At 64.6% G+C, this 24,590-nt stretch carries 19 protein-coding genes; 5 read left to right on the forward strand and 14 right to left on the reverse strand.

From position 1 onward, the window contains the following. The first annotated feature begins 104 nt into the window (after positions 1-104). Positions 105-992, forward strand: coding sequence for a transporter substrate-binding domain-containing protein (locus tag C8N35_RS00865; protein WP_107987749.1), 888 nt, complete (start codon positions 105-107; stop codon positions 990-992). Here the strand turns inward: C8N35_RS00865 and C8N35_RS00870 are convergent. Continuing rightward, positions 979-1,773: a sterol desaturase family protein gene (locus C8N35_RS00870; protein ID WP_107988989.1), complete on the reverse strand. Its 795-nt coding sequence runs from the start codon at positions 1,771-1,773 to the stop codon at positions 979-981. The genes C8N35_RS00865 and C8N35_RS00870 overlap by 14 nt on opposite strands. A 263-nt stretch (positions 1,774-2,036) precedes the next feature. Between C8N35_RS00870 and C8N35_RS00875 the strand changes: the two genes are divergently transcribed. Beyond that, positions 2,037-2,681: an alpha/beta family hydrolase gene (locus tag C8N35_RS00875; RefSeq protein ID WP_107988990.1), complete on the forward strand. Its 645-nt coding sequence runs from the start codon at positions 2,037-2,039 to the stop codon at positions 2,679-2,681. A gap of 44 nt (positions 2,682-2,725) precedes the next feature. Here C8N35_RS00875 and C8N35_RS00880 read toward each other — a convergent pair whose 3' ends face one another. From C8N35_RS00880 to C8N35_RS00900, 5 genes are all read right to left on the reverse strand, one after another. After that, positions 2,726-6,124, reverse strand: a complete 3,399-nt coding sequence (locus tag C8N35_RS00880) for an efflux RND transporter permease subunit (RefSeq protein ID WP_245926611.1) — start codon at positions 6,122-6,124, stop codon at positions 2,726-2,728. Continuing rightward, positions 6,121-7,587, reverse strand: coding sequence for an efflux RND transporter periplasmic adaptor subunit (locus C8N35_RS00885; RefSeq protein WP_107987750.1), 1,467 nt, complete (start codon positions 7,585-7,587; stop codon positions 6,121-6,123). The genes C8N35_RS00880 and C8N35_RS00885 overlap by 4 nt, the downstream gene beginning before the upstream one ends. 267 nt (positions 7,588-7,854) lie before the next feature. Then, positions 7,855-8,874, reverse strand: coding sequence for an Hsp33 family molecular chaperone (locus C8N35_RS00890; RefSeq protein WP_107987751.1), 1,020 nt, complete (start codon positions 8,872-8,874; stop codon positions 7,855-7,857). Then, the gene (gene argF, locus C8N35_RS00895) at positions 8,871-9,812 is read right to left on the reverse strand and encodes an ornithine carbamoyltransferase (protein WP_107987752.1); all 942 of its coding nucleotides are present in this window, start codon (positions 9,810-9,812) and stop codon (positions 8,871-8,873) included. Before argF ends, C8N35_RS00890 begins: the two co-directional genes overlap by 4 nt. After that, the gene (locus tag C8N35_RS00900; RefSeq protein WP_107987753.1) at positions 9,809-11,008 is read right to left on the reverse strand and encodes an aspartate aminotransferase family protein; all 1,200 of its coding nucleotides are present in this window, start codon (positions 11,006-11,008) and stop codon (positions 9,809-9,811) included. The genes argF and C8N35_RS00900 overlap by 4 nt, the downstream gene beginning before the upstream one ends. Before the next feature lie 368 nt (positions 11,009-11,376). Here C8N35_RS00900 and C8N35_RS00905 point away from each other — a divergent pair, with 368 nt between their 5' ends. Further along, a complete protein-coding gene (locus tag C8N35_RS00905) occupies positions 11,377-11,892 on the forward strand; it encodes a GcrA family cell cycle regulator (RefSeq protein WP_107987754.1) in 516 nt (171 codons plus the stop codon). A 432-nt stretch (positions 11,893-12,324) separates the two neighbouring features. Here the strand turns inward: C8N35_RS00905 and phoB are convergent, their stop codons facing one another. The 7 genes from phoB to C8N35_RS00940 form a co-directional block, all read right to left on the reverse strand. Then, the gene (phoB, locus tag C8N35_RS00910; RefSeq protein WP_107987755.1) at positions 12,325-13,023 is read right to left on the reverse strand and encodes a phosphate regulon transcriptional regulator PhoB; all 699 of its coding nucleotides are present in this window, start codon (positions 13,021-13,023) and stop codon (positions 12,325-12,327) included. Between the two features lie 46 nt (positions 13,024-13,069). After that, positions 13,070-13,783 (reverse strand): phosphate signaling complex protein PhoU, encoded by a 714-nt coding sequence (gene phoU / locus C8N35_RS00915; RefSeq protein WP_107987756.1) that lies wholly within the window; start codon positions 13,781-13,783, stop codon positions 13,070-13,072. Between the two features lie 70 nt (positions 13,784-13,853). Then, positions 13,854-14,657 carry a phosphate ABC transporter ATP-binding protein PstB gene (gene pstB, locus C8N35_RS00920; protein WP_107988992.1) on the reverse strand — a complete coding sequence of 268 codons (804 nt, stop codon included), beginning with the start codon at positions 14,655-14,657 and terminating at the stop codon, positions 13,854-13,856. A 106-nt stretch (positions 14,658-14,763) separates the two neighbouring features. Next, on the reverse strand, positions 14,764-16,095 hold the full coding sequence (gene pstA / locus C8N35_RS00925; protein ID WP_107987757.1) for a phosphate ABC transporter permease PstA: 1,332 nt from the start codon (positions 16,093-16,095) through the stop codon (positions 14,764-14,766). Further along, entirely contained in the window at positions 16,092-17,579 is a 1,488-nt protein-coding gene (pstC, locus tag C8N35_RS00930) for a phosphate ABC transporter permease subunit PstC (RefSeq protein ID WP_107987758.1), read from the reverse strand. Before pstC ends, pstA begins: the two co-directional genes overlap by 4 nt. A gap of 116 nt (positions 17,580-17,695) precedes the next feature. Then, positions 17,696-18,730 (reverse strand): substrate-binding domain-containing protein, encoded by a 1,035-nt coding sequence (locus tag C8N35_RS00935; RefSeq protein WP_107987759.1) that lies wholly within the window; start codon positions 18,728-18,730, stop codon positions 17,696-17,698. A 722-nt stretch (positions 18,731-19,452) separates the two neighbouring features. Next, positions 19,453-20,916, reverse strand: a complete 1,464-nt coding sequence (locus C8N35_RS00940) for an ATP-binding protein (protein WP_245926612.1) — start codon at positions 20,914-20,916, stop codon at positions 19,453-19,455. Between the two features lie 355 nt (positions 20,917-21,271). Here C8N35_RS00940 and ppk2 point away from each other — a divergent pair, with 355 nt between their 5' ends. Next, complete coding sequence (gene ppk2 / locus C8N35_RS00945) at positions 21,272-22,114, forward strand: polyphosphate kinase 2 (RefSeq protein ID WP_107987760.1); 843 nt, start codon at positions 21,272-21,274, stop codon at positions 22,112-22,114. A 14-nt stretch (positions 22,115-22,128) separates the two neighbouring features. Here the strand turns inward: ppk2 and C8N35_RS00950 are convergent, their stop codons facing one another. Continuing rightward, positions 22,129-23,025, reverse strand: coding sequence for a LysR family transcriptional regulator (locus C8N35_RS00950; protein ID WP_107987761.1), 897 nt, complete (start codon positions 23,023-23,025; stop codon positions 22,129-22,131). Positions 23,026-23,614: 589 nt separating this feature from the next. Between C8N35_RS00950 and C8N35_RS00955 the strand changes: the two genes are divergently transcribed. Further along, entirely contained in the window at positions 23,615-24,586 is a 972-nt protein-coding gene (locus C8N35_RS00955; protein WP_146177322.1) for a magnesium transporter CorA family protein, read from the forward strand. Positions 24,587-24,590 lie beyond the last annotated feature (4 nt).

A 24,590-nucleotide genomic window follows, 5' to 3' on the forward strand; every position in this document is an offset into this window, starting at 1 on the left:
CATAACAATGCCACGCAGGGCCGGTCGCTCGGCAAGAATACAGTATCTGCCGAATAAACTTCCCCAAGGATCTTTAACAACACAATGAATGAGTTTCGTCTTAAATGAGACTTATTGGTATACTGATACTTTCTCTGGTATCATTCCTGACAATAACTGTCGATAGTGTTTCCGCGACCGAGCCTGGTCCGGTCATCCCCAATTTCTGGGATGCCCGCGTTCGACTGGACAAGCCGACGGAAACACAGAGAACCATCCGTTTTCTTGCAAGCGATGACTTCCCGCCCTTCGCCTTCCGTGATCCGGCCGGGCGGCTGACCGGGTTCGACATCGATCTCGCCCGCGCGATCTGCGAAGAGCTGGAGGCGATCTGCACCCTGCGTGTGGAACCCTTCGATGACCTGCTGCGCTCGCTCGCCAGCGGCGAAGGCGATGCGGTGATTGCCGGTCTGGAACCTGGCGCAGGCGACACCGGCAAGGCCGAAGCGAGCGGCGACGGCACGCCGGGCGCCAAGGCGTCGGTGATCTATTCCGCGCCCTACCTGAAGCTGCCGGCCCGCTTCGTCGTGCGCAAGCACGACGCCACGGATGCGCCGCTGCTGCCGGAAACGATGGCGGGCAAATGGATATCGGTTGCCGACGGCACAACCCACGCCGCGTTTTTGCAGAAGTTCTTTCCGCAAAGCCGCATCGCCACCTATCCGGATGAGGAAAAGGCGCGCGATGCGCTGAGGCGGGGCGAGGTCGATGCGCATTTCGGCGACGGGATGGCCCTGAGCTACTGGTTGCAGGGCACGAGTTCGGTCAACTGCTGCGCCTTCGCGCCGGGACCGTGGCTTGAGCCGGGCTATTTCGACCACGGGCTTTCCATCGCGGTCAGGGCGAAGAACGAAAACCTGCGCGCCGCCATCAACTACGCCTTGCAGCAGGTGAATGACGACGGCCGCTTCGGCGAACTTTATCTGCGCTACTTCCCGATCAGCTTCTATTGACCGGTTCGGTCGGCGCCTGACGCTCTTCCTGTTCGTCGCCGTCGGCGGTGTTTTCGCGAAACGGCAGCAGCAGCGACCAGACGATACCGGTGGGCGCCGCGCTCTGGAACGAGGAAAGCCCGATCGTCATGCCCTCGTGGCCGCGCTGCGGCTGGGCAACGTAGGTACGGCAGAGCCTGTCCCAGAACGAAAAGTTGAAACCGTAATTGGAATCCGTCTCGCAGCCGATGACGGAATGGTGGACGCGGTGCATGTCGGGCGTGACGACGACGGGCCTCAGCGCCGCCTCCAGCCAGCCGGGCAGGCGCACGTTGGAATGATTGAACATCGCCCCGCCGTTCAGCACCGCCTCGAAGACCAGAACCGCGAGCGCCGGCGCGCCGAGCGCCACGACGATCGCCGCCTTCCAGACCATCGAGATGAGGATTTCCAGCGGGTGGAAACGCAGGGCCGTGGTCAGGTCGATGTCCGGATCGGCGTGGTGCATCCGATGGATGCGCCACAGGACGGGCAGCTTGTGGGAGACGAGATGTTCGAACCAGACCGCGAAATCGAGCACCACGAAGGCGATCACGCTGGCCACGAGCGGCGGCACGCCGAGGGCGGGAAAGAGCCCGTAGCCGCGTGTCTGCGCCCACAACGCGGCGCCGACGGCCGCCATCGGAAAGACGACGCGCAGGATAGCGGAATCGATGACGACGATGGCGAGATTGGTCACCCAGCGCCGGCCGCGCCCGTAGCGCAAGGGGCGGCGCGGGGCCAGCACCTCGAAGAGCGCCATGCCCGCGAATATGGCGGCGAAGATCACTATCCGGATCGTCAGTTCGCTCAAGGTGCGGTGTCTCCGTTTCGTTGGGATGGCGATGCGGGTTCGGGGCGCGGCGGTCGGAGTTTGGAATTCCGGTTTTGGAGCCCATCGTTCGAAACGCCCGCAGGATGGGCCACAGGTTCCACCCCGCCTCTTTCGCGAACGTTGACGATGGTCACGCGGGCGGGCCACATGCAAGTCACGAGCGCGCGATTCCCGCGCAAGGAATGGGCGAGATGACCGACTTTCTCTGGACGAGACCCGACACGACGCCCGTGGCGACGCTGCTGCTGGCGCACGGCTCCGGCGCGCCGATGGATTCTCCGTTCATGGAGAAGTTCGCTAAATTCGCGGTCCAACAGGAGATCGCCGTCGTCCGCTTCGAGTTTCCCTACATGGCCGATCGCCGGAGAACCGGCAAGAAGCGGCCCCCGCCCCGGGCCGACAAGCTGATCGATACCTATCTCGGAGCGATTTCGGAAATTGCGGGCGAAGCGCAAAGGCCGCTGCTGATCGGCGGCAAGTCGCTGGGCGGCCGCGTCGCGGCGATGGCGGCGGGTGATCCGGCGCTCGATGCCCATGTGGCGGGTGTCGTGTGCCTGGGCTACCCGTTCCACCCCACGGCAAAGCCGGATGACACGCGGCTGGAGCCATTGCAGGCCCTGCCGCTGCCCTGCCTGATCGCGCAAGGCGAACGCGATCCCTTCGGCAACCGCGACGAGGTCGCTGGCTACGGCCTGCCCGACACGATCGAGGTACTGGTGATGGAGGACGGCAGCCACGATCTCGCCCCGCGCGGTGCATCGCCGGCCACCTGGGACGGCAACCTGAAGATCGCGGCCGAGGCCGTGCGCCGGTTCGCGGAAAGGTTCGCCGGGTAGGAAGCGGAGCCCGGGAATAATATGCCGGGGGCCTGCCACACGGTTTACTCGGCCGCAGCCGGCCCCCTGCCCCCATGGCCGCCGTGATGGCCGTAGATCCCGCGATAGGTGGCGCGGATGTCGCCGCCGATGCCGAGAAGTGCTGGGATCAGGAACAGCACCAGCAGCGTTGCCACCGCCAGACCGAAGACGATGGTCACCGCCATCGGCAACAGGAACTTCGCCTGGATGGAGGGCTCGAACAGCAGCGGCGTCAGACCGCCGATGGTCGTCAGCGAGGTCAGCAGCACCGCGCGCAGGCGGTCCTGGCTGGCGCCGACCGCCGCTTCCATCATCCCCTCGCCCCCTTCCCGGCGCTCGTCGAAGCGCGAGACGAGAATGATGGAATCGTTGACCAGGATGCCCGACAGGCCAAGCAGGCTGATCAGCGACAGGATGGTGAGCTGGAAGCCGAAGATGTAGTGGCCGAAGACCGCGCCGACGATGCCGAAGGGAATGATCGCCATGACGGCGAGCGGCGAGAAGTAGCTGGCGAAGACCCAGGCGAGGATCAGGTAGATGGCGCCGAGCGCGATCAGCGTGCCGAGCTGCAAATCGGTGAAGGATTCCGCACGCTCCTCCTGCCGGCCGGAGAAACGGTAGTCGAGCCCGTGCCGGGCGGCGATTTCCGCCAAGGGGCCGGCGTCGAGCCGCGCGACGATGGCCGCGTTGGAGGTGACCTCGTAATCAACATCGGCGGTGACGGAGACGGTGGCCTTGCCGTCGCGCCTGAGGATGGTGGAGAAGCCCTGGCGGTCGGTCAGCGTCACCACCTCGCCGAGCGGCACGTATTCGCCCGAAGGCGCGCGCAGCGTGAGATTGCGCAGGCTGCCGGCGCCCATGCCGTCCTCCTGGCCCTGACGCACGCGCAGCGTGACCTCCTCGTCGCCATCGGCGAAGCGGCGGGCGATGGCGCCCTCGAACGCGTTGCGGATCTGGCGGCCGACAGAAGCAACCGTGAAGCCCAGCGCCTTGCCGCGCGAGGTCAGCTCCATCACCAGTTCCGGCTTGCCGTAAGGCAGATCGTCTGCAACCCCGCTCACCCCCGGAAAACCGGTCAGGAGCTTCTGGACCTCCAGCGAGGCGGCTTTCAGCGCGACGGGTTCGCCGCCGCGAAGGCGGATATCGAGATCGCGGCCCGGAGGGCCGCCCCGACGCTCGTAGATCGCGACCCGCTCGATGCCGGCGATGTCGGGTATCTCGCGGCGCCACGCCTTGACGATGTCGGGTGTGCGGATGCTGCGAACCTCGGAATCGGTGAGCTGCACGTCGATGCCGGCGACATTGTCGCCCCTGTTGCGGCCGGCCTCGCCAAGCGTGACATAGGAGGCGACGACAAGATCCTGCGGTGCGGCGTGGGTCAGCCGCTTTTCCGCCATGCGCAGGGCATTCTCGATGCGCGCCAGCGCCGCGACCGCCTCTTCCTCCGGAATGCCGGCGTTGAAGTGGACCGTGGCGCGGATGTTCTCCGCTTCCGGCGAGGAGAAGAAGACGAAGCCGACCCGCCCGCCCGCCAGGAAGCCGGCCGCCACGATCAGCGTGGCGACGGCGACTGCGACGGTGACATAGCGCCAGCGGAAGGCGAGCGTGACGAACGCGCGGAACGGCCCGTCGCGAAAGCCGGAAAAGCCGGCGTCGAGCCTGCGTCTGAGCCAGGAGGGTTCGGCCGTTTCGTCGCCCTTGCCGTTGCGGTCGAGCAACTGCAGGCCGGCCTCGATCGCCCCGGCGATGACGAAGGCGACCGCGACGACGAGAAGATCGAAGGGAAGCGCGCCGAGGCCCGCGCGCAAGCTCCGGCAGAGGCCGGCGAGCCCGTCGAGCGCCGGCGTCACCTCGATGTCGGGACGCAGCGACAGGCCGATGACGAACAGCGCCATGGCGCCGGCCAGGATGCCGTGCCGCCACCAGTGCCAGCGCCGGCGCGGGCTTGGCCGCAGCGAATGCGCGAGGTGGCCGGGCAGCACGGTGAAGCACTCGACGAGACTGGCGACGATCACCGCGATGACGACGAGCGGCATCGCCGACATGATCTGGCCGATGGCGCCGCGCACCAGAAAGATCGGCGCGAAAGCCGCGATGGTGGTGAGGCTGGCGGCGAAAACCGGCGCGATCATCCGCCCCGCGCCGACCTCGGCCGCGATATCGGGCGGATCGCCGAGCGCGAAACGCGTCGCGGTGTGCTCGCCCACCACGATGGCGTCATCGACGATGACACCGAGCATCATGATCAGCGCGAACAGCGACATCATGTTGATGGTCTGGCCCGACATCCACATGATGCCGAGCGTCGCCATTGTGGCGACGGGAATGCCGGCCGCTACCCACAGCGCGATGCGGGCATTGAGGAAGATGTAGAGAACGAGGACGACGAGGATCAGCCCGGACAGGCCGTTGCGCACCAGAAGACCAATGCGGGCCTTCAGCGCGTCGGAGCGGATCTCGTATTCCACGATCTTAAGCGTCGGCGGCAGTTGCGGGCGGATCTCGGCGAGATAGTCGTCGAGGATCTTCGCCGTCTTCAGGCTGTCGGCCGATGCCGGGCGCTCGACGGTGAGCTCGATGGCGCGCTGGCCGTCGGAAAAGCCGCGCACCGCGTCCTTGTCGAATTCGCGCGTGACCGTGCCGACGTCGCGGATGCGCACCTTTTCGCCCGTCGCATAGGTCTTGATGTCGATGCGGCCGATGTCCTCCGGCGCGGTGCCGGGCGCGACGGTGCGGATCTGGCGCTCCACGCCGCCCTCGACATTGCCGGACGGCAGGTCGCGGGTATTGGCTGCGACCCGGTCGGCGACGTCGGCGACCGTCATGTCGAGACGGCGCAGCTCGCGCTCGGGCAGACGGGCGACGTATTCCTCCGAGCGCAGGCCGGAAAACGACACCCGGTCGATGCCCCGGTCGATCAGGTCGTCGCGGATGCGGCGGGCGAAATCCTTCAAGGAGCGTTCTGGAAAATCGCCGGTGATGGCGATGCGGGCGACACGGTCGTACCATTGCCGGTAGCTGACCGTCGGCGTCTCGGCGTCCTCGGGAAGGGTCGTGACCGTCTTGACGGCCTGTTCCACATCGGAGAGCGCCTTGCGCATCTCCGCGCCCTCGACGAATTCCAGATGGAAGCTGCCGACGCCCTCGCGCGCATAGGAGATGATTTCGTCGAGCCCGTCGATGAAGCGCACCTCCGGCTCGATCGCCTGGAGAATGTTCGCCTCCACGTCCTCCGCGCTGGCGCCGGGCCATTCGACGGTGATGGAGATGCGGTTGGTCTCAACCGTGGGGAAGAACTGGGTATTGAGCTGAACGAGGCCGTAGGCGCCGAACAGGATCATCATCGCCATCACGAGATTGGCGGCATTGGGATGGCGGACGAAGAAACCTGCCACGCTGGTGGCGCTGTCGAGCCGCTTCACGAGGGCGCCCCCGCGGGCTTGGGGGCGGCCGTGGTGGTGTTTCCGGGCTTGGCATTGCCGGGGGCCGACAGTCCGGGAACGGCGCTCTCGGGCGGGCCGCGATCCCGTGGCATGGCCCCCTCCTCGCGCACCAGCAGGCCGCTTCCGACCTCGGAAATCTGCGTCGCCAGCACCGTTTCGCCGTCGGCGATCTCGCCGCGCACGATGACATCACTGCCGTCATAGGCGATCACGTCCACATCGCGGCGGTTCAACCGGTCATCGATCACGGCATAGATGTGCTTGCCGCCGTAAAGCGCCGTCTCCGGCAGACGGGCGACGCCGCGATAGAGCTTGTCGGGCACCTTCAGTTCCACGAAGGCGCCGGGGCGCAGCGGAACTTCGGCGCCGGTGCCGAGAATGCGGGCATAGACATCGACGCCTCCGCGTTCCGACGCCACGTCCGCACCGACGCGCACGACCTCCGCCTCAAAGGTGATGGGCTCGGAGCCGATGGTCCAGACGACCTCGACCTTGCGGCCGAACAGCGTTCCGCTTTCCCCCAGAAGCCGGCCGTACTGGTTGTCGGAGAGCGTGAAGCGGGCATCCAGCGCGTTTCGGTCGTAGAGAACAGCGATCACGTCGTTGACGTTGACGAGACGACCGACCGCGGCGGCCTCGGAGCGCACGACCGCATCGAAGGGCACCTTCAGCGTGGTGTCGGCGAGCGCCTGCTCCGCCTCCTGAAGCTTCCACTCCAGCCGCTCGATGGCCGCCTTCTGTTGTTCCACGCGCGCTTCCTGGACGGCGAGCGCGGAGCGGCGCTGGTCGAGCTGTTGGCGGCGCTGGGAGACGATGAGGCCGCGGTCGTCGATCGTGCGCTCGGTGGCGGAGCCGCGCGCCAGAAGCTGGCGGCCGCGCTCCAGATCGCGTTCGGCGAAGGCGAGTTGCTCGCGCGCGAAATCGACATTGGCGCGTTCCAGCGCCAGTCCGCCCTCGGCCTCGATGAGCTTGGCGCGGGCCTCCGCCAGATTGGCCTTGGCCTCCACCACCGCGCCCTCATAGGCGAAGCGGTCGATCTCCACCAGGGTGGCGCCGGCATCTATGGGCGCGCCAGCCTGAAGATTGTCGCTGACCTTCACCACCTTGCCGGCGACCAGCGCGCGCAGATCGACAGTGCGCGCCGCCATCACCTCGCCGTAGAGCGACAGCATCGGCCGCTCGTCGGTGATCGCGGCGGGAACGGTGTGGACGACATAGACCTGTTCGCGCGGCGGGCGCGAGGGAATGCTCTCGCGGGTTTCGACCAGATGAAAATAGGCGAAGACCGCACCGGCCAGAATGCCGCCGGCGATGGCTGTCTGGAGGATGGCGCGTGCGACGGCCGCCACCGGTCGCGCCTGCGCGCGCGAACCGCTGTCCGGTCGCGCGCCGGCGGCGGCATCATCTGATGTAGCGGCCACGGTCTCGATCGATTTCAGCACTCCGGGGCATCTCCAAATCCGCCATACGTTCCATCATTCCATGACAGAAAACGCGCGCGGCGCACAGCCCGTTTTACGTAGGAGCACAATGCAACGGAATCAGGGCCGGTTGGATTAAATTTACGTTAGGGAGGGCTGGCGGTGGAGATACACGGTTCGGTCGCCGGGAGGATCACGGACCGAGCCACATCCGAAGTTCGTGTCCCCTCTCCCATGGGGAGAGGCGAACCGGCCGCGCGTTTTCCTTCCGCGCGCCGTCCCCTGCCCCTAGGACGTTTCGCCGCCGTCGAACTCGGCGGGATCGAAGTGGTAGGTCGAGTTGCAGAACTCGCATGTCACCTCGATCTGCCCGTCCACCGTCATGTGGTCGATATCGTCGGCGGAAAAGCCGCGCAGCATCTCGCCGACGCGCTCGTGCGAGCAGCGACAGCGGTCATGGAGCGGACGGGGGTCGAAAACACGTACGCCACGCTCGTGGAACAGCCGGATGAGAAGCCGTTCCGCGGCCATGGCCGGGTCGGTCAGTTCCACGTCCTTGATGGTGTCGACGAGGACCTGCGCCTCGACCCAGGCGTCGTCGACCTCACCGCCGGCGTCCGGCAGGTCGACGTCCTCAGGCGCATCGCCGGGGTGCAGGTCCGGCTTGCGCATGCGTTCGGGGCTTTCGGGCAGGAATTGCACGATGAGGCCGCCGGCCCGCCAGGCGTGGCTCGGCGTCTCGCCCGGCTGGCGCTCGAGCACTTCGGCGACCGCCAGACGCACCCGGGTCGGGATCTGTTCCGACTGCGCGAAATACTGGTGCGCGACATCTTCCAGCGAGCCGCCGTCGAGCGCAACCACGCCCTGGTAGCGGTTCATGTGGCGCCCCTGGTCGATGGTCATGGCCAGCGTTCCGGAGCCCAGAAGCTCGGCCGACGAGGTGCGCCCGGCGGCGACAGCCTCGGCCACCGCCTCGTCCTTGAACTTCGCGCAGGCGCGGATGGCATCGGGCGTCTCGAAATCGACCACCAGCATGGAGACGGGACCATCGGTCTGCGTCTGCAGGATGAAGCGGCCATCGAACTTGAGCGAGGTGCCGAGCAGCGCGGTCAGCACGATGGCCTCGCCGAGCAGGCGCGAGACGGCGGGCGGATAGGCGTGGCGCTGAAGGATCGCGTCGACCGTGTCGCCCAGATAGACGACACGACCGCGCACGTCGAGCGGCTCGACGGCGAAGGGCAGCACCGCGTCGTCGCCCGCCAGATCGATCGGTCCGGCGTCGGTTGCGGCTTGTCTTTCGGACGTCATGAGTTCGGTATCGCTCCCAGGCACCAGGCCAGAACGCCCTTCTGGGCATGAAGACGGTTTTCCGCCTCGTCGAAGACGACGGATTGCGGGCCGTCCATGACCTCGGACGTCACTTCCTCGCCGCGGTGGGCGGGCAGGCAATGCATGAAGATGGCATCGCTTTTCGCCTTGCCCATCAGCCGGGTGTTGACCTGATAGGGCTTCAGGAGGTTGTGGCGGGTCGCCTCTTCCTCGTCGTCGCCCATCGAGACCCAGCAGTCGGTGACGATGCAGTCGGCATCCTCGACGGCTTCTTCCGCCGAGTTGCTCAGCATGATGTTGGCGCCGGCGGAGCGGATCTTCTCCACCTGCTCCATGTCGGGCGCCAGTTCCGGCGGCGTGGCAACGCGCAGCTCGAAGTCGAAGCGTTCCGCCGCCTGCATCCAGGAATGCAGGACATTGTTGGAATCCCCCACCCAGGCGACACGCTTGCCGGCGATGGAGCCCTTGTGCTCCTCGTAGGTCATGATGTCGGCCATGAGCTGGCAGGGATGGGAGACCTTGGTCAGCCCGTTGATCACCGGAACGGTGGCGTATTCGGCCAGCTCCAGCAGATCCTCGTGGGAGAGGATGCGGATCATGATGGCATCGACGAAGCGCGAAAGCACGCGCGCGGTGTCGGGAATGCTCTCGCCGCGACCGAGCTGCATCTCGTGCCCGGTCAGCATCAACGGCTCGCCACCGAGCTCGCGCATACCCACATCGAAGGAGATGCGGGTACGCGTGGACGGCTGCTCGAAGATCATCGCCAGAACCTTGCCCGCGAGCGGACCCTGGCCGCGAAGCGCACCATTGCGCACGCTCTTCAGGCGCACGGCCTCGGCGAGGATCGTCTTCAGTTCGGTAGTCGGGACCTCGCTCAGGTCCAGAAAATCGCGTGTTGCGCCGTTCTTCTTCACGCGCTCGTCTCCTTCGCGATTGCGCCCTCCACCGCAGCGGCGGCGGCGTCGAGACGGCTCACCGCCTCATCCATGTCTTCTTCGCTGATCGTCAGCGGCGGCAGGAAGCGAACCACGTTGTCCCCGGCAGGCACCGAAAGCAGCCCCTGCGCGCGGCCGGCAAGAACGACCTCGCTCACCGGGACGCGGCACTTGAGGCCGAGCATCAGCCCCTCGCCCCGCACCGTCTCGAAGACATGCGGGTGCGTATCGATCACCGAGGCGATCTTCTGCTTGAGCGACAGGCCCTTGCGCGCCACCCCGTCGATAAAGCCGTCTGCCAGGACGACATCGAGCACGGCATTGCCGACCGCCATGGCGAGCGGATTGCCGCCGAACGTCGTGCCGTGCGTGCCCGGCACCATGCAGGCGGACGCCTCCTCGGTGGCAAGGCAGGCGCCCATCGGGAAGCCGCCGCCGATGCCCTTGGCGATGCCCATGAGATCCGGCGTGATGCCCGACCATTCGTGCGCGAAGAACTTGCCCGTGCGCCCGACCCCGGTCTGCACCTCGTCGAAGATCAGCAGCAGGCCATGCGTATCGCACAGCGTGCGCAACGCACGCAGAAAATCATGCGGGACGGGGCGAATGCCGCCTTCGCCCTGGATCGGTTCGATCAGGATCGCGGCCGTCGTCTCGTCGATGGCGGCCTTGAGCGCGTCAAGATCACCGAAAGGCACCTGCGTGAAGCCCGGCGCCTTGGGGCCGAAGCCTTCCAGATACTTGGCCTGGCCACCGGCGGCGATCGTCGCCAGGGTGCGGCCGTGGAAGGCGCCCTCGAAGGTGATGATGCCATAGCGCTCCGGCGAGCCGTTCGCATACTGGTAGCGGCGCGCGGTCTTGATGCAGGCTTCCATCGCCTCCGCACCGGAGTTGGTGAAGAAGACGCGATCGGCGAACGTCGCCTCGATGAGCCGTCTGCCGAGCCGCTCCTGGCCCGGAACCGTGTACAGATTTGAGACGTGCCACAGTTTCGCCGCCTGTTCCTGCAGAACAGTGACGAGATGGGGATGGGCATGTCCCAGGGAATTCACGGCGATGCCGGCGGCAAAATCGAGGAATCGTCGCCCGTCGGCCGTTTCCAGCCAGCAGCCTTCGCCTTTTACGAAAGCCAGTTCACTACGCGCGTACGTTCCGAAAAGTGCCGACGAATTCATCGCCCGATCCCCAAAAAAACAGGGCCAGAAACAAAGCGTGCCGCCAATGTGGCGGCACGACAGCGAAGGCTCTATATACACCCGCGTGGCGACCGAGTGTCAATGCAAAGCTTGACCATCTCCTATGCTCGAAATTGGCAAATCGTCACCCCTGCTAATCTGGGGAAAACTACGGATTTCTGCCGTTTTTGCATGGCACAGGGTTGCGAGCGCTTTCCGCCATATTGTATGGTCACGGCACTCAGACACGATATCTCGTGCGGCGGACCCAGTTCGTAACCAATCTGTTAATACTGACAGACGTCACGCGACGGCTGAGTAAAAAGTATATCCGTTGAGAAGCGGCTATCCGGCGGAGTTGTTATATAATGTCCTGGACAACTGAACGCGTCGACCTTCTGAAGAAGCTTTGGTCAGAAGGCTTGAGCGCAAGTCAAATCGCCACCGAACTTGGTGGCGTTACTCGAAACGCGGTTATCGGCAAGGTTCACAGGCTCGGTCTTTCCGGGCGTGCGAAGACCGCCACCGCTCCTGCGAAACCGCGCCGCACCCGCCCCGCGACCTCCGCGCCCGCCCGCCCTGCCGCATCTGCGGCACCGCGTACGATCGGCGCGACCGCGCTGAAAGCGGAACCGACTCCTGTTGCCGCTGTGGCGACGCAGCCGGCCCCGGTGGCGGAACTCGTCATTCCGCAAGAGCAGCGGGCCACGATCCTTCAGCTCAACGAGCGCACCTGCAAGTGGCCGATCGGCGACCCGAGCACCGACGACTTCTACTTCTGCGGCCGCAATTCGGATCCGGGCGTGCCCTACTGTGCGCACCATTGCCGGATCGCCTATCAGCCGATGAACGACCGTCGCCGCGACAAGCGCGCCCGCGGATAGGTTTCGCCATCACTGCCCGTGTTTCAGAGAAACGGTCGCCCCCGGGCGGCCGTTTTCGTTTTGGGGCGAAGGGTTCGCGGACCCCGGGTGCCGGAAACCCATTTGAGGCGAATGCCGCGAGACACCGCTGCCGGCCGGTTTCGCATTTATCTCCCGGCTCAATTTCAGCGTTGTCATCCCGGACGCGATGCGGCACGTCAGTGACGCTTCGCAGATCCGGGATCGAGGCACGGCGTCTGCCGCTCGAGGTCCCGGTTCTGCGCAGCAACGCTTCACGTTGCAGCGCGCCCGGGATGACGCTGGAGGGTTCTTTCAGGAAAGCGGCAATGGCGGGTAGGATGGGCCGGGGCCGCCACCATGCGGGCAACGGCGTCCGCAGGGCGGCCGGCCGGCCAGGAACATGCAGACAAGTCCGAGCTGCGCAGCGTCCGCTTACGAGGCCACCGCGAACTGGTCGTTGAAAGCGTAACCGGAACCGCGCACCGTGCGGATCGGGTCCTTCACCTTGCCGCGGTTGATGGCCTTGCGCAGGCGACCGACATGGACGTCCACCGTGCGTTCGTCCACATAGACGTCGTGCCCCCACACCCCATCGAGCAACTGCTCGCGGGAGAAGACCCGACCCGGCGCCTGCATCAGGAATTCGAGCAGGCGAAACTCGGTCGGCCCCAGATGGATTTCACGGCCCGAGCGATAGACGCGGCGGGTTTCGCGGTCGAGCTCGATATCGCCGGAGCGCAGTTGCGAGGAAACCACCTCGGGCTTGGAACGGCGCAGGATAGCGGCCACGCGGGCAACCAGTTCAGGAACCGAGAACGGCTTGACGACGTAGTCGTCGGCTCCCGTGGACAGCCCCCGGATGCGTTCGGCTTCCTCGCCGCGCGCGGTGAGCAGGATGATCGGCAGGCGGCTCGATTCCTCGCGCGCCCGGAGCCGCCGGCACAGCTCGATGCCGGACAGCCCCGGCAGCATCCAGTCGAGCAACAACAGGTCGGGCTGCGCCTCGCGCAACATCACCTCGGCCTCGTCCCCGCGCGCGCAGGTCGCGACCGAATACCCTTCCGCTTCCAGATTGTATTGCAGAAGCAGTCTGAGCGGTTCCTCATCCTCTACGATCAGAACCTTCGGCATTCCAAGCTACTCCAGCCTTGTTCTTCTGTCGGCCACCGGCCTTGTCTCAATTGTCGCTATCGAAGTCGGCGAGTTCGATCTCGTCCGAGCGCGGGCGCTCGTCGGTGAGCTGCTGGCCGGTGATCATGTAGTGGACGTTTTCGGCGATGTTGGTCGCATGGTCGCCGATGCGCTCGATGTTCTTGGCGCAGAACAGAAGATGCGCGCAGAAGGTGATGTTGCGCGGATCTTCCATCATGTAGGTCAGAAGCTCGCGGAACAGCGAGGTGTAGAGACGATCGATTTCCTCGTCGCGCTCACGCACCAACTTGGCGGTTTCCGCATCCGCCTGGGTGTAGGCGTCAAGCACGGTCTTGAGCTGGACCATGGCAAGTTCGGCCATGTGCTCCACGCCGATCGCGAGCTTCTTGGAGCGCAGTTCGCCACCGATGGCGATGACGCGCTTGGCGATGTTCTTGGCGAGGTCACCGACGCGCTCCAGCTCGTTGCAGGTGCGCATGGCGGCCACGATCTGACGCAGGTCGCCGGCCATCGGCTGGCGGCGCGCGATCATCAGCACGGACTGATCCTCGATGTGAAACTGCAGCGCGTCGAGACGGCGGTCAGCCTGGATCACGGACTGCGCGAGCTCGCCATCCATGCGCATGAGCGCCGTGATGCTGTCATTGACGATGGTCTCCGCCAGACCACCCATCTCGGCGATCTTGCCGGCGAGCTGCTTCAGATCCTGATCGAACGCGGTGACGATATGTTCGGACATTCAAATTTCCTCTCGTACGAGCGACGGCCTGGCGCGGGCGAGCCGGGCGCGTGACCGTGCCGCCTGCGCGCTACCCGAAGCGTCCGGTGATGTAATCCTGCGTGCGCTTGTCCTGCGGACTGGTGAAGATGTCGTCCGTCGGCCCTTCCTCGACAAGATTGCCGAGATGGAAAAAGGCCGTGCGCTGCGAGACGCGGGCAGCCTGCTGCATGGAGTGGGTGACGATGACGATCGTGTAGTTCTCGCGCAGTTCGTCGATCAGTTCCTCCACGCGGGCGGTGGCGATGGGATCGAGCGCGGAGCACGGTTCGTCCATGAGGATGACCTCGGGGCTCACCGCGATGGCGCGGGCGATGCACAGACGCTGCTGCTGGCCGCCGGAAAGGCCGGTGCCGGGCTCGTCGAGCCGGTCCTTGACCTCCTCGAAGAGGCCCGCCTTCTGAAGGCTGGTGGCAACGATCTCCTCCATTTCGGCCTTCGTCTTCGCCAGACCGTGGATGCGGGGACCGTAGGCGATGTTCTCGAAGATCGACTTGGGAAACGGGTTCGGCTTCTGGAAGACCATGCCGACAGACGCACGCAGCTCGACCACATCCACCTTGGGATCGTAGATGTCGGCGCCCTGAAGCGTGATCTTTCCCTTCACGCGGCAGCCGTCGATGGTGTCGTTCATGCGGTTGAGGCAGCGCAGGAAGGTCGACTTGCCGCAGCCCGAAGGGCCGATCAGCGCCGTGACCTCGTTGGCGCGCACGTCCAGATCGACGCCGAAGAGCGCCTGCTTTTCGCCGTAGAAGACGCAGACGTCGCGCCCGCGCATCATGACAGGTTTGGCCCCCGCCTGGGCCGCGGCGGCGGTGTCTTCCGCCATTTCCATCGTATCGCTCATTGTCAAAACCCTTTCAGCGGTTTCCCGTGCCGGCCCGCTAGCCCGGGCTCGCACGGTCTCGCATATTCCTTCGTCCCTCGCGCGGCGCGGCCGGTTACCAACGGCGCTCGAACCGGCGCCGCAGGATGATCGCGGTGATGTTCATCGCGGCAAGGAACATCAGCAGGATGATGATCGCCCCGGAGGTGCGCTCGACGAACGCCCGTTCGGCTTCGTTCGCCCACATGTAGATCTGGACCGGCAGCGCCGTGGCCGGGTCCATCGGCGTGGCGGGAAAATCAGCCACGAAGGCGACCATGCCGATGAGCAGCAGCGGCGCCGTCTCGCCCAGCGCCTGGGCAAGCCCGATGATGGTGCCGGTCAGGATACCGGGGGCGGCAAGCGGCAGCACGTGATGAAAGACCATCTGCATCTTGGAGGCGCCGATACCGAGCGCGGCGGCGCGGATCGAGGGCGGCACCGCCTTCAGCGCGGCGCGCGTTGCGATGATGATGGTGGGCAGCGTCATCAGCGACAGCACCAGCCCGCCGACGAGCGAGGCCGAGCGCGGAAGTCCCGCGAAGTTGATGAAGACCGCGAGCCCGAGCAGACCGAAGACGATGGAGGGCACCGCGGCGAGATTGTTGATGTTGACCTCGATGAGATCGGTCCACCGGTTCTTCGGCGCGAACTCCTCCAGATAGATGGAGGCCGCCACACCGATCGGCAGGGCCAGCACCAGCACGATCGCCATCATGTACATGGAGCCGATCATCGCCACGCCCATGCCCGCCGTCTCGGGACGGCTGGAGGCGCCGTTCAAGAAGATGCCGGTATTGAAGCGGCCCGTCAGGATGCCCTCGCCCGCAAGCTTGTTCATCCATTCGACCTGCTGGTCATTGACCTTGCGGCGCGACTGGTCCACCGACAGATCGATCTGGCCCTTGTAGGCCGAATCCACATCCGCTGCCGCCAGAACCCAGATGGTCCGTGTCTTGCCGATGATCGCCACGTCGTTGAGGACCATGTCGCGCAACTGGGTGCGCACACCGTTGGAGATCATGCCGGAAAGCTCGCGGCGCACCTTGCGGTCGCTCTCGTCGACGCCGAGCGTCTTGGCGAGCGCGCGGGTCGCCAGCAACGGATAGTTGGCCATGAGCAGGACACGGTTGTTGCTCGTCGCCTGCCCCTGGGGGTCGATGATTTTCTTGTCGAAAGTGATGTCGAGCCGGATCGAGGTTTGCTGAAAGGCGGTGTAGCCCTTCGAAACCACGGAAAACAGCAGCATCGCCAGGCAGGCAAGACCGATCAGCACGGCAACGAGGCCATAGGTCTTGAAACGACGCTCGGCGGCGTAACGGCGCTTGATGCCGATGTCGCGCCACACACGCTTTTCGGGCATTTGCGATGCCTCCGGAGCCGATCCGCTAACGGTCATATCCGTCATTCGTACTGCTCCCGGTATTTGCGCACGATGTAAAGGGCATAGATATTGAGGCCCAGCGTGATGAAGAACAACGTCAGACCGAGCGCGAAGGCGACCAGGGTCTGGGGCGAGTTGAATTCAAGATCACCCGTGAGCTGGTTGACGATCTTGACCGTCACGGTCGTCATCGGCTCGAACGGGTTGATGGTGAGCCGCGCGGCCACGCCGGCGGCCAGAACCACGATCATGGTCTCGCCGATGGCGCGCGAGGCGGTGAGCAGCAGCGCGCCGACGATGCCGGGCAGCGCAGCGGGAAGGATCACCTTGCGCATCGTTTCGGAACGGGTGGCGCCCAGGCCCAGCGAGCCGTCGCGCATGGCGCGCGGCACGGCGGTGATGATGTCGTCGGACAGCGAGGACACGAAGGGGATGAGCATGATCCCCATGACGAGGCCGGCGGTCAGCACGCTCTGCGCCTGGATGAAGGAGGTGGCGTTGCCGGTGACGATGCCGCTGATGTCGGCCGACAGGTCACGCAGGAACGGACCGACGGTGACGAGCGCGAAGAAGCCGTAAACGATGGTGGGGATGCCGGCCAGCACCTCGATCAGCGGCTTGGCGAACGCGCGGAATTTCGGCCCCGCGTATTCGGCGAGATACGTCGCCGCGAAGAGCCCGATCGGCACCGCGAAGAGCATGGCCACGAAGGCGATGTAGACGGTGCCGGCCAGGAGCGGGATCAGGCCGAACTGGCCGTCGCTCGACGTGGTGCCGACGGTTGCCGCGAAGCGCGGGTCCCAGACCGTGCCGAAGAAGAATTCCATCGCAGGGACGGAGCGGAAGAAGGAAATGGTCTCCGACAGCATCGACAGGACGATGCCGATGGTGGTCAGGATGGCGATGGCCGAAGCGCCGATGAGAGCGACGAGAACCGCGCGCTCGACCGAGTTGCGCGCCCTCACCTCCGGCCGGATCCGCCACACCGCATAGAGCAGGCCGGCAAGGGCGAGGCCGATGACACAGATCGTCATCCACAGCCGGCTGGCGTCGCTCCAGCCGTTCAACTGGATGGCGGCGTCGATCATGTAGTCCTCGCCGTCACCGGCGAGCGCGACCCCCTTGGAGGCAAGCACCGGACGCAGCGCGGAGAAGCCGGCCGTGACCCGGGTCATCTCCTGCTCGTCGAGCCGGCGCAGGCCGCGGGCGATGGAATCCACCATACCCATGGCAAGGCCCTGGGTGGCCTGCGTTTCGGCCTTCACGTGTTCGGGGAAGCTGTCGCGCACCGCCGTGTCGATCACGGCGGGACTGACAAGCAGCCAGACCGCAAGCAGGACCAGCGAGGGAATGATCGTCCACAAAAGCGCGAAGGAACCGTAATAGCCTTCGCGGGAGTGGAGCCTTGTGCCGCTGGCAGCGGCACGCCTCTTTGCGGTGGTGCGGCCCAGAACATAGGCCACCACGGCCAGGACCAGAACGATCGACAGGATGGTCGTGGTACTCATCTCTATCCCAAGTGAACCGGGGTCCAGGAGAACCGCAGGAAAAAGGCGTGCCGGCGCGAGCGCCGGGCGAGAGAAGAGGAGCGCGGCGGAAACCGCCGCGCTCCGTCAGGCGGACTTTAGAGAGTCTTGCCCGATTCGAAAGCCTTGCGAACCGCGTCGCGCTCGGCATCCGGAGCCGGCACGAGGCCGTAGTTGGCGAGCGGGCTGTCCGGGCCGATCATCTGGTCGGAGACGAAGAACTCGACATATTCCTTCAGGCCCGGGATCACGCCGAGATGCGCCTTCTTGACGTAGAACTGCAGCGGACGGGAAACCGGGTACTCGCCGGCGGCGATGGTCTCGACCGACGGGGTCACGCCCGACATGGTAGCGACCTTCAGCTTGTCGGCGTTGTTCTCGTAGAAGGACAGACCGAACACACCCACGCCCTGCTTGTTGGCGTCGATGCGGGCCAGCGTCTCGGTGTAGTCGCCATCGATGTCGACCGCGGCGCCGTCCTTGCGGACAGCCATGCAGTCCTTGCCGGCGGCCTTCTTGTCCATACCGGACTTGATGCGGGCTTCCAGATCGCCAGCGGCCTCACAGCCGGCTTCCAGAACCTTCTCTTCGAAGACTTCACGCGTGCCGTGCTTCTCGCCGGGGATGTAGGCGGCGATGTTCCACTTCGGGAAGTCCGGGTTCACTTCGTTCCAGGTCTTGTAGGGATTGTCGACGAGCTTGCCGTCGACAACGACCTTGGCGGCCAGCGCCTTGTAGAGGTCGACCGGCTCCAGAGCGAAATCCGGGCCGTTGATGTCGGAGGCGAAGACGATGCCGTCATAACCGATGCGGATTTCCTCGATCTCGGAAACGCCGTTGGCCTTGCAGGCCTCGACTTCACTCGGCTTGATGCGGCGCGAGGCATTGGCGATGTCGATGGTGTTCTCGCCAACGCCCTTGCAGAATTCCTTCAGGCCAGCGGAGGAACCGCCGGACTCGACGACGGGCGTCGGAAAGTCCGGGAAGGTCTCGCCGAAGTTCTCGGCGACGATCTTGGCGTAGGGCAGAACGGTCGAGGAACCGGCGATCTGGACCTGATCACGGGCCTGCGCACCGGTGGCGGCGATGATGAGAGCACCGGCGGCAACGCTAGCGAGATGGATGGCTTTCACGGAATTTCTCCATTTTTGACGTCGAAGAGAATGCGATCTGGTGTGGTTGAGAATGCGGTTTTCTGTGTCAGGAAGCCCGATTTGCGGCCGGACACACACAATGCCGGGCCGAATTTTCCGAGGCCCTTCGATACTTGGACGGCCTCGTTCTTAGGAAGACGATGTAACGTTGTAATGACACCACTTAGCCTTTGAAATCATTCGACTATCCGCATCATTTGCGAATCTGCCGGATCGTTTGCCGCGCCGTTGGGGACGTGGCAGTACCGTATTGGGGCAAGGCGGGTCGGCATCATTGGTCGCTTTCGTCACCCGACATCTCTCCGGACGAATGTTTCGCTCGCGAACTTGCGGGCGGACCGAAACATCCCCCATCCGCGCCACGTGAAGTTCCCCATGGCTTCTCTGCGGATGCGCAACGAACCTAGTCACGCTGTATGTGACTCATATGACACTTCAGTATCAGTTATATGACATTATAAGATATTGTTTTTATTTGATTTTTTATGTTATCGTCAAAATGACGCGGTCAGCGGGAGAGCCTTTCGCGACAGTCCTCCCCGGCTTTCGGGCCGGGCCTGTCCCCGGACCTGTTCAATGAGTCCGCACGATCGTGCCCGCGGCGCGGATCGACGGCCTGACATATTCGGGTCGCGGGAGGTGGCGCTGTCGTGAAGGGGGCTCACGATGGACGGGTCGTCGTCCTCAAGCCTTGAACGGCTTTAGAGGGCCGGCTCGACCGGGGCGTCTTCATCGACCGCGCGGATACAGACGGTGAAGGTCGCGCCATGGCCCGGCTCGCTTTGCACTTCCAGACGCGCACGGTGGCGGTTCAGGATGTGCTTGACGATGGCAAGGCCGAGACCGGTGCCCTTCATCTGGCGGCTGGCGGTGGCATCAACCCGGTAGAAGCGCTCCGTCAGGCGTGGCAGGTGTTCCGCCGGGATGCCGGGGCCCCAGTCGCGTACCGATAATCGCCATTCCGACCCGTTCCGGCCAACCGCCGCGCGGGCACAGGAAATCAGCACGCGTTCACCGGAAGAGCCGTATTTCAGGGCGTTCTCCGCGAGGTTGCCCATGACCTGAACCAGTTCGTCCCGTTCGCCCGCGACCATCATCGGCTCATCGGGGAGATCGGTCTGAAGCTCGACATCGAGTTCGCGCGCGAGCGGCGATAGCGCGTCCACGACATCGCGCACGACATCGCCCAGTTCCACCCGCGCATCGGGACGGACATTGACCTTCAGCTCGATGCGCGAGAGCGACAGCAGATCATCGATCAGCCGGCCCATGCGGCTCGCCTGTTCCAGCATGATCGCCAGGAAACGTTCGCGGGCGGCGGGATCGTCACGCGCGGCGCCTTGCAGGGTTTCCACAAAACCGGTGAGCGAGGCGAGCGGGGTGCGCAGCTCGTGGCTGGCATTGGCGACGAAATCGGCGCGCATGCGCTCCAGCCGGTGCTGCTCGGTCAGGTCCTGCACGGAAACGAGCACAAAATCCGGGCGGGCGCCGCCAGCCTTGTAACCCGCCTTGGCGCTGGCCCTGTGAGCGGCGGGCAAACGTACCGGCGCGATATAGGCCTCGAACCAGGATTCGGTCGGCACCTTTTCCGACCACGAGATCCGCTCGGCCGGACCGCCCCCCGTCACCCGATCAAGCGCCTCCAGAAGCGCGGGTGGACGCAGACCGAAGGAGAGCGGATCGCCGGGCTTGACCGATGCAAACTGCCGGCCCGCCACCATGTTCACATAGCGGGTGATGCCGCGCCGGTCGACGATGAAGCAAGGCTGGGCCAGCGCATCGACGGCGATCTTCATGCCCGTATCCGGCCAGGCCGTGCCGGTGGCCAGCGTGCGCCCCGCGGACAATGACGTGGCACGGCGCTGGGGCAGCACCGCCGCAAGCATCACGACGATCGCGAAGGCCAGCGCGGCGTACCATGGCGGCACCTGATGGACCACGACGGCCGCCGCGAGCATGAGCGCTATCGCCACGAACAGCCATCGCAGAGCGATCAGCCGGCGCATCGGCGAAATCGAGATCAGGTCGCCCAACAGTTCCCCGTCCCGCGCATCCCGAACACCCTTGTCCGTGCCGGCCATTTCCGGAGCAGCCGTCTCCCGGGCCACCCGTTCCGGGGCGGTCGTGTCGGAGGCATCCGGCGGTGTGCTTTTCAGGTCGCTCATTGTCGAACAGCTTTAACGTTTTTCCCGCCAATGGCTACAAGCCGGCGCAATCGGAACAGTCGCGCAAACGCGACATCGGCGACGAAAATTACATTCCCCTTGCACCACCCGGGGCATTCGAGCGTTTTAGCGCAAGAGGAGCGCTGATAGCATACCGGTTGTGACATTCACACGACGTGGGCACACGACATGGGCACACGACATGGGCACACGACGCGGACACACGACGCGGACACATGGCCGGCGCGCAACATGTGGGCGAACGACGGAACCGACGATATGGCGCGGGATTCAGAGGGCCGACACGCAAGTGTCGCGCACGTCACGGGTTCCGCCAGGCAAGGACAGCGATTTTATGAGCGAATTCGATCTCGAGAACCCCGTTCTGCCCCGGGCCATCCGGCGCGCGTCGCTGCCGTCGGGCGACTACCCCTACTCTTCCAGGATGAAACGCAAGCCCTACGAGAAAAAGCTGCGGGACCTGCAGATCGAGCTCGTCAAAGCGCAACGCAGCGTGCGCGAGAAGGGCCAACGGATCGTCGTGATCTTCGAGGGGCGCGATGCGGCGGGAAAGGGCGGAACGATCTTCAATTTCCGCCAGAACATGAACCCGCGCTACGCCCGGGTCGTCGCCCTGTCCAAACCCAGCAGCACCGAGGCCGGGCAATGGTATTTCCAGCGCTACGTGACCCAGCTGCCGACGGCGGGCGAGATCGTCCTGTTCGACCGCTCCTGGTACAACCGCGCCGTGGTGGAACGGGTCAACGGCTTCTGCACGCGCGAGGAGAGCGAGGAATTTCTGGACGAGGTGCCCCGTTTCGAGCAGATGCTGGTCGATGGCGGGCTGACGCTTTTCAAGATCTGGCTGAACATCGGCCGAGAGATGCAGATGAAGCGCTTCCACGACCGCCGTCACGATCCGCTGAAAATCTGGAAGCTGTCGCCGATCGACGTGGCGGCGCTGGCGAAATGGGACGACTACACGGCCGCCCGCGACCGGATGTTCGCCCGCTCCCACACCGCCGGCACGCCCTGGACGATCGTGCGCTCCAACGACAAGCGCCGCGCCAGGCTCAACGCCATGCGCCACGTCCTCTCCCACATCGACTATGAGGACAAGGACTGGGACGCGATCGGCGCGATCGATCCGCTCATCCTGGGGTCGTCGCCGGACATTCTGAGCGGCGAGAACGAGTAGCGGCAGCCCCTCTCCTACACCTTGCTGCCGCGCGGCTTGGTATCGGCAAGTTCACGCGCGACCGAAAGAAAGGCCGCGATGCTGCGGCGGCGGGAATGAAGCCGGAGGCAGAAGACATCCTCCACCACATGGTCCGGGATCTCGACGATCGGCACATGCACGATGCCGTCAATCTGCACCGTGGTCCCCGAAAACATGATGCCGATACCAATTCCGGCGGAAACCGCCATCAGCATGGTCTCGCGCGTTTCAACCACCAGCACCGGATCGAGCGTCAGGCCGTGCATCAGCAGCGCATCCGAGAAGGCGCGATGGCTCCCGGAATCCGCCATGCGGTAGACCACGGGTTCATCCAGCAGTTCACTCAGCTTCACCATCGCCCGGGCGGCGAAACGATGGCTGCGGGGCACCAGCGCCGTCAGACGGTGATGGCGGAAGGGGATCGTCGTGAACCGCTCGCCACGCGGCGAGTTGGTCATGACGGCCACGTCGGCCTTGCGCTCGTCGATCGCCTGAATGACGGCGCCGTCATCTCCATTGCGCGCCGTGATCCGCACGCCGGGATACCGATTGGCGAAGACGGAAATGATATCGACCATCGACGGGGTGGCATTGCTGATCACCCGCAATTCGCCCCTCTCCAGGCCGTGGAGCGTGGTCAGGATCTCTTCCGCGTCGCGCTCCACGTCATCCACCCGCTCCGTGGTCGCAAAAAGCGTGCGGGCGAGTTCGGTCGAGACAAGCTTTTTGGAGCTGCGCTCGAAGAGCTGGACGTCGTAGGTTTCCTCGATGGCCTTGATCTGGGCGGTGACCGCCGGCTGGGAAACCCCCAGTTCGCGGGCGGCGGCCGTGAAACTACCTTCACGCACCACAGCATTGAAGGTGCGTATCTGGGCGTAGGTGAGCGGCATCCTAATGGTTCCGAACGGTTCGTCGCTTATTCATACAATCAATGAGTTCGGCCGTATTCCCGTTCATCCGGGTCACCCGGCGCGGGGCCGCGGTCTGCGACGATATATTTGATATATCAATTTATTCGTTGGAACGACAAATCCGTAAAATTCGACTTCACTTCTCTCCCAACGACACACACCGGAACCTCCCGTTTCGCCAGCAATTTGACGTATCGAGCACTGCGGGATCTGCACGCGCCCATGTCGACACCCGCATTCGGACTCACAACTGAAACTTAACAAATATTTCAATCCGAGGCCATCCGGGAAAACGGGTGACGGGAAAGACGTTCTCTTCGTACAATGAGCTCAAATCCGCCTGCTCTCTACCTGCAACTTTCTTGGTTTTTTCTTTTTTGCACTCCGCCACAATATTCCTCCGAATTGCGTACCATGCGCATGGTCATTGCGGATTGATCCGCGTCGGTGCCATCCTGCGCTCAAGCCCCTGTGCGGTGCCCTCATTGTCGCCGGCCCGCTCACGTACAAACGCCGCAATGCGCCGCGCCCGCGGCACAGCAAACCGGAAAAAGCAAAGAGGCATTTCGTGATCTCGGTCTTTGTCCCTGGTCCGTCCGGGCTCGTCGCTGTCGAGCCATCTCCGAAAACGCTGCCCCAAAACGTGGTCTGGATGGACCTGAACCGCCCCGACGAGGCGGAGGAGGCTCTGGTGGAGGCCTTTCTCGACATCGACGTGCCGACGCATGAGGAGCGGGTGGAGATCGAGACATCGAGCCGGCTCTACGAGGAAGATGGCGCGCTCATCATGTCGGCGACGATCCTGTGCGGAATGCAGGCGGGCCGGCCGGAAACGACGGTTGCCACCTTCATTCTCAAGGGAACGCGGCTGGTCTCGGTGCGCTACGACGACCCCACCGCCTTCACGATCGCCCGCCAGCGTGCGCTGAAGGGGGGAAGCGCCGTGCACCAGGGCAAAGGCATGCTGATCATCATGCTGGACGCCATCGTCGACCGGATCGCCGACTTGCTGGAAATGGCGGGGGCGGAGGCCGACCGGCTGTCGCGCGATATCTTCGATATCCAGAAGCCAAGCGAACCGGTGCTCGACTATGACGGGATCATCCGTTCGCTCGGCAGACTCGGAACCCGGCTTTCCAAGATCCACGAAAGTCTGGTCAGCCTGTCCCGGCTCTTTCAGTTCCTCAGCACGCGGGAAAAGAAGGTCGCCCTTTCGGCGGCCGACAAGGCGCAGGTGAAATCGCTCACCCGGGACACACGATCACTCTACGAATTCGCCGCCTCGCTCGACAACAAGGTCGGCTTCCTGCTGGAAGCGACACTCGGCCTCGTCAACCTGCAGCAGAACCAGACGATCAAGATCTTCTCGGTTCTGGCGGTCGTGTTCCTGCCGCCAACGCTCATCGCCTCGCTCTACGGCATGAATTTCGACCTGATGCCGGAGCTGCACTGGACATGGGGCTACCCGCTCGCGGTTCTCGCCATGGTTGCATCTGCTTTCGGCACCTGGGGCTTCTTTCGATGGAAGCGCTGGCTGTAGCGTC

Source organism: Breoghania corrubedonensis (genome assembly GCF_003053845.1).
GTDB classification, from domain to species: domain Bacteria; phylum Pseudomonadota; class Alphaproteobacteria; order Rhizobiales; family Stappiaceae; genus Breoghania; species Breoghania corrubedonensis.

What these genes read in the sequence shown, in the direction of transcription:
- C8N35_RS00900 (WP_107987753.1), bottom strand. Translation starts at nt 11,008, where the DNA reads ATGAATTCGTCGGCACTTTTCGGAACGTACGCGCGTAGTGAACTGGCT.
- C8N35_RS00890 (WP_107987751.1), bottom strand. Translation starts at nt 8,874, where the DNA reads ATGACGTCCGAAAGACAAGCCGCAACCGACGCCGGACCGATCGATCTG.
- phoU (WP_107987756.1), bottom strand. Translation starts at nt 13,783, where the DNA reads ATGTCCGAACATATCGTCACCGCGTTCGATCAGGATCTGAAGCAGCTC.
- pstB (WP_107988992.1), bottom strand. Translation starts at nt 14,657, where the DNA reads ATGGAAATGGCGGAAGACACCGCCGCCGCGGCCCAGGCGGGGGCCAAA.
- C8N35_RS00905 (WP_107987754.1), top strand. Translation starts at nt 11,377, where the DNA reads ATGTCCTGGACAACTGAACGCGTCGACCTTCTGAAGAAGCTTTGGTCA.
- C8N35_RS00940 (WP_245926612.1), bottom strand. Translation starts at nt 20,916, where the DNA reads ATGAGCGACCTGAAAAGCACACCGCCGGATGCCTCCGACACGACCGCC.
- C8N35_RS00950 (WP_107987761.1), bottom strand. Translation starts at nt 23,025, where the DNA reads ATGCCGCTCACCTACGCCCAGATACGCACCTTCAATGCTGTGGTGCGT.
- pstC (WP_107987758.1), bottom strand. Translation starts at nt 17,579, where the DNA reads ATGAGTACCACGACCATCCTGTCGATCGTTCTGGTCCTGGCCGTGGTG.
- C8N35_RS00865 (WP_107987749.1), top strand. Translation starts at nt 105, where the DNA reads ATGAGACTTATTGGTATACTGATACTTTCTCTGGTATCATTCCTGACA.
- ppk2 (WP_107987760.1), top strand. Translation starts at nt 21,272, where the DNA reads ATGAGCGAATTCGATCTCGAGAACCCCGTTCTGCCCCGGGCCATCCGG.
- C8N35_RS00875 (WP_107988990.1), top strand. Translation starts at nt 2,037, where the DNA reads ATGACCGACTTTCTCTGGACGAGACCCGACACGACGCCCGTGGCGACG.
- phoB (WP_107987755.1), bottom strand. Translation starts at nt 13,023, where the DNA reads ATGCCGAAGGTTCTGATCGTAGAGGATGAGGAACCGCTCAGACTGCTT.
- C8N35_RS00870 (WP_107988989.1), bottom strand. Translation starts at nt 1,773, where the DNA reads ATGGCGCTCTTCGAGGTGCTGGCCCCGCGCCGCCCCTTGCGCTACGGG.
- pstA (WP_107987757.1), bottom strand. Translation starts at nt 16,095, where the DNA reads ATGACGGATATGACCGTTAGCGGATCGGCTCCGGAGGCATCGCAAATG.